This window comes from Humidesulfovibrio sp., from assembly GCF_035560995.1.
Taxonomy (GTDB): Bacteria; Desulfobacterota; Desulfovibrionia; order Desulfovibrionales; family Desulfovibrionaceae; genus Humidesulfovibrio.
The window spans coordinates 1-4,633 of sequence record NZ_DATMYK010000279.1; the positions used below are offsets into that span (position 1 = coordinate 1).

3 protein-coding genes and 1 pseudogene are annotated in these 4,633 nt (G+C 68.9%); all 4 read right to left on the reverse strand.

Features of this window, described 5'->3' with window-relative positions; genetic code table 11:
• Positions 1–1,443, reverse strand: a 1,443-nt coding sequence (gene selB, locus VN419_RS10920; protein ID WP_325647263.1) for a selenocysteine-specific translation elongation factor, incomplete at its 3' end; no start/stop codon positions are given.
• 9 nt (positions 1,444–1,452) lie between these two features.
• Complete coding sequence (locus VN419_RS10925; protein ID WP_325647264.1) at positions 1,453–2,847, reverse strand: aminopeptidase; 1,395 nt, start codon at positions 2,845–2,847, stop codon at positions 1,453–1,455.
• A gap of 56 nt (positions 2,848–2,903) precedes the next feature.
• A complete protein-coding gene (gene selA, locus VN419_RS10930; RefSeq protein ID WP_325647265.1) occupies positions 2,904–4,319 on the reverse strand; it encodes an L-seryl-tRNA(Sec) selenium transferase in 1,416 nt (471 codons plus the stop codon).
• Positions 4,316–4,633: pseudogene (locus VN419_RS10935) on the reverse strand (hypothetical protein); the annotation flags it as partial. The pseudogene VN419_RS10935 and the gene selA, both read right to left, overlap by 4 nt.

A 4,633-nucleotide genomic window follows, 5' to 3' on the forward strand; every position in this document is an offset into this window, starting at 1 on the left:
CCCCCAGGTGGAGGCCAGCCCGCCGCGCGCCACTCCGGGCTTCATGGGCTCGCGGGCGTGAAACTCGGCCAGATGCGCCAGAAGCCCCTCAGACAGCTGCTGCGCCACTTGGCCGGAAACATAGGTCCGGGCCTCCCGATCGATGAGAAAGGCCTCCTGCTTGCCCCCCATGAGCTGCAGGGCCTTGTCCAGGGCCTTGGACTCCAGGCTGGTGGCCACCAGCAGCTCGGCGAAGGAGAGCCCGGCGGTTCCGGCCAGGGCCAGCTGCCCCAGCACAATGCCTTCCGGCTCTGCCGCACCCAGGCTGCGCAAAATCTCAACGCCCTGGCTGAAGCGCTTCACCCGGTGCGGCAGGGGATTCAGGAGCCGCCCGCCCGCCACGGTGCGCAAGGGGGAGAAGGAACGCGCCACCACGCGGTCGCCGTAGACCCCGGCCAGGGGCTCGGAAAAGCGGATGCGGCACATGGCGGTCTGGCCGGGCTCCAGGGCCTCGCCCTCCAGCAGGTACACGCGGGCCATGACCTCGCGCGCGCCGTGGTGGAAGTGCACCTCCTTGCGGTGCTTGATGGAACGCGGCGAACTCTTGAGGCAGGTCAGCTCCGCGTCCCAGAAGAGGCTGGGGAACAGCGTGCCCGGCCGGGCCAGCACGTCGCCGCGCGAAAGCTGCTCCACCTCCACGCCCGCAAGGTTGACGGCCGTGCGGCTGCCCGCCTGCACCTCCTCCACCTGCGCCCCGTGCGATTGCAGGGTGCGCACCTTGGTGGAAAGCCCGCCGGGGTACACGGTGATGTCGTCGCCCACCTTGATCTTGCCGGACACGAGGGTGCCGGTGACCACGGTGCCGTAGCCCTTCATGGTGAACACGCGGTCCACCGGCAGGCGGAACAGGTCCGTGCGGCGGTGCGGCTGAAAGGAGTCGGACAGCTTCGCCAGCTCGGCCTTCAGCTCGCCCAGCCCGGCCCCGGTGTGGGCGGAAACGGGCATGATGGGCGCGCCCTCCAGGAAGCTGCCCAAGAGGTAGCCGGCCACCTCCTCCTTCACCATGTCCAGCCAGTCCGGCTCGACCATGTCGGTCTTGGTCAGGGCCACCACGCCGGTGGTGATGCCGAGGAGCGAACAGATTTCCAGGTGCTCGCGCGTCTGGGGCATCACGCCCTCGTCCGCGGCGATGACCAGCAGCACGAAGTCTATGCCCGCGGCGCCGGCCACCATGTTCTTCACGAAGCGCTCGTGCCCGGGCACGTCCACCACGCCCAGCCGCCTGGGCCCTGCCCCCTTTCCTCCGGGAACGGGCGGCAGGTCCATGAAGGCGAAGCCCAGCTCGATGGTGATGCCGCGCTTCTTCTCCTCGGCCAGGCGGTCGCAGTCGATGCCCGTAAGGGCCTTCACCAGCGTGGTCTTGCCGTGGTCGATGTGCCCGGCGGTGCCCATGATGACCGGCATGAATCGCTCCTAGCTCTTGAGGAAGGCGCGGAAGGCCTGCACCGTGGCGTACAGGTCGGCCTTGCCCAGCACCTCGAAGGGGCTGTGCATGGAAAGCACGGCCGGGCCCATGTCGATGACGTCCATGCCGTACACGGCCAGGAACTTGGCCACCGTGCCGCCGCCGCCCAGGTCCACCTTGCCCAGCTCCGCCATCTGCCAGGGCACGTCCGCCTTGTCCAGAATGTTCCGCAAATAGGCCACGAACTCCGGGTGGGCGTCGTTTGCGCCAACCTTGCCCCGGTGGCCGGTGAACTTGTTGAAGCAGGGGCCGTGGCCCATGTAGGCCGCGTTCAGCTTCTCGTAAACGTCCAGGTGGTCCGGGTCCACGGCGGCGTTCACGTCCGCGCTGATGGCCATGCCGCGCTCGAACACGCGGGCCAGGCGCAAGCCCGGCGACCAGGCGTCGATCAGGTCCTGCAGGGCGTATTCGAAGAACAGCGACTGCGCGCCGGTGGCGCCCTCGGAGCCGATCTCCTCCTTGTCCCAGAACAGCACCAGCTGTGTGTGCTCCGGCGTCTTCTCGGCCAGCAGGGCCTGGAAGGCGGCGAACACGCAGGAGCGGTCGTCGTGGCCGTAGCCGCCGATCATGGAGGAATCGAGCCCCACGCTGCGCGCGGGCCCGGCGGGCACAAGCTGCAGCTCGGCGCTGAACAGGTCGCTCTCGGTGATGCCGTAGCGGGCGTGCAAAAGCTCCAGCACGTGGCGCTTCACGCGGTCCTTGTCCTTGGCCTTCTTCTCATCGCCCCGGCCAACGGGCGCATGCCCCACCACGGCGTTCAGCTTCTCCGCCTCGAAGGCGTCGGAAACCTTCTGCTCCACCTGCTTGTAGGCCAGGTGCGGCAAAAGGTCGGTGATGGTCAGCACGGGGTCGCCCGCATCCTCGCCCACCAGGACTTTGACGACGGCGCCGTCCTTTTTGACCACCACGCCGTGCAGGGCCAGCTCCCGCGCCAGCCACTGGTACTTGCGGATGCCGCCGTAATAGTGGGTCTTCATCAGTCCCAGCTCGGTGTCCTCGTACAGGGGGTGCTGCTTCAGGTCGATGCGCGGGGTGTCGGCGTGGGCGCCGATGAGCCGGAAGCCCTCGCTCAGGGGCTTTTTGCCGCGCCGCACCAAGAGCACGGTCTTGCCGCGCTGCACGCGCACGTAGGCCTTGGTCTTGGCGTTCAGGGTCTCGCTGAAGCCTGCGGCCTTGGCCGCGGCCAGAACGTAGTCCACGGTCTCGCGCTCGGTCTTGCAGCGGGTGATGAAATCCATGTAGCCCTTGGCGCAGGCTTCCACGGCCTTCTTGTCGGCGGCGCTGGAATACACGTCCCAGCAGTTGCGGGACTGATGCTCAAGCTCAGGGGTCTTCTTGCTCACGGAATGCTCCAGTCGGGTTCTATGGCCGGGTTCTAAGGTCGGGCTCAGTGGTGGCGTTACAACGCGCCCAGCGCCTGGCGCAGGGCGGAAAGGACAAGGGCGTGCTCGGACGATTCCAGGGTGCGCGGGTCCAGGCACAGGGCGTCGTCCTCCACCCGGCCCACCAGGGGCGGGTCCGTGGACAGCAGCGCCTCGCGCAGGGCCTCCACGGTCATGCCCGTGGGCTTCAGGCACACCAGCGACGTGGGCAGGTCGGCCTCCGGGAAGGCCCCGCCGCCCACGCGGGAGGAACCGGCGCGCAGGCCAAGCTCCAGGGAATCGGAAAGATGCTTGCGCAGCAGCCCGGCCAAACGCGCGGCCTGGGCCCGCAACGAGACGAGGCTTGCGGTCATCATGGCCACGGTGGGCACGCGCTGCCGCGCCAGGTCCGGGTCCAGGTACAGGCGCAGGGTGGCCTCAAGGGCGGCCAGCGTCAGCTTGTCGATGCGCAGGGCGCGGTTCAGCTGGTTCTTTTTGATGCGCTCGATGATCTCCCTGCGGCCCACGATGATGCCCGCCTGCGGACCGCCCAGGACCTTGTCGCCGGAGAAGGTGACCACGTCCGCGCCCTCGGCCACGGCCTCCTGGGCCGTGGGTTCGCCGGGCAGGCCGTCGCCCTCGAAGCGCAGCAGGCTGCCGCTGCCCAGGTCCTCGATGACCGGCAGGCCGTAGCTGCCCGCCAGGGTCTTGAGCTCCCAGAGCGGCACCTCCTTCACAAAGCCGGTCATGCGGTAGTTGCTGGTGTGCACCTTCATGAGCGCGGCCGTGTCCGAGCCGATGGCGCTCTCGTAGTCGCGCAGGTGCGTGCGGTTGGTGGCCCCCACCTCGCGCAGGATCGCCCCGCTCTTGGCCATGACCTCCGGGATGCGGAAACTGCCGCCGATCTCCACCAGCTGCCCGCGCGAAACGATGACCTCGCGCCCCTTGCACAGGGTATCGAGCACGATGAGCACGGCGGCGGCGTTGTTGTTCACCACCAGCGCGGCCTCGGCCCCGGTGAGGCGGCAGAGCAGATCCTCGACGTGCGAATAGCGGCTGCCGCGTTCGCCCGTGGCCAGATCGAACTCCAGGTTGGAGTAGTGCCCGGCGGCGGCGGCCACGGCGGCCACGGCCTCCTTGGCCAGAAGCGAGCGGCCCATGTTGGTGTGGATGACCACGCCGGTGGCGTTGAGCACCCGGCGGAAGCGGGGGCGCAAGCCCTGGCGCACGTACGCCGTGAGCCGGGGCATGAGGGCGGGCAGGGCCAGCTGGGCGGCCTCGCTGAAGACCCCGGCGCGGATCTCTTCGCGCAGCAGATCTAGGAAGGCGTTGGCCAGATCCTTCAGAAGCGGACGCGGCGCGGCGCGGAAGGCCTCGCCCGCGAGGCTCTGCTCGGCGCACAGGGCGGCCAGGGCCTGATCCATGGACGGAAGGTGGCGAAAAAGCGTGCTCACGGCTGGGACCTCCGGGGGCTGCCGACGCCGTGTTCTCGTTCGGGGCGTTCCAGCAGTCGAGGGTGCTTTGTATAAAACTCGCCCAGCAAATACAAGGAACCGCAGACCAGCACAGGGCCCGCCGCGTTTTTCAGGCGTTCCAGAGCCAGGTGCACGTCCGGCGCGGAGCCTGAACCCAGCAGTCCCGCCAGCTCCCCGGGCTCGCAGGCGCGCGGGCAGGAGGGGATGCCCACGGCATAGATGGGCGCGCCGGACGCCTCGGGCTCCGGCCCCTGGGCGATTTCCTTCACCAGGGGCAGCATGTCGTCCAGGGG